Raw genomic sequence first — 238 nt, 5'->3', positions numbered from 1 at the left:
CAATATCTGACTGCGCTAATAGCTCATCAAGCTCAACATGCTCGGTTAATAGCCCTTGCTCATGCTTAATTGGATCGCACAATAGTAAATTAACGTTCAGTGCTTTTAACTTTTGCGCTAAACAACTGCCAATATTACCTACACCCACAATACCGATTGTTTTACCACTTAACGGACTGGCATTTTCTTGGCTTAATGCAAATAAGCTACTTATTACATACTCAGCTACGGCAATGGC

The 238-nt window shown here is 39.9% G+C and carries 1 protein-coding gene; it reads right to left on the bottom strand.

Annotation, left to right across the window (positions count from 1 at the left end; all coding sequences use genetic code 11):
- On the bottom strand, positions 1 to 238 hold a 238-nt coding region (locus SB765_RS33420; protein WP_410933008.1), incomplete at both ends, for an NAD(P)-dependent oxidoreductase.

Origin of the sequence: Pseudomonas sp. SIMBA_067, assembly GCF_046534675.1 — a bacterium.
In the GTDB taxonomy this organism is placed as follows: domain Bacteria; phylum Pseudomonadota; class Gammaproteobacteria; order Pseudomonadales; family Pseudomonadaceae; genus Aquipseudomonas; species Aquipseudomonas putida.
This window is presented reverse-complemented; position numbering and strand designations above follow the sequence as displayed.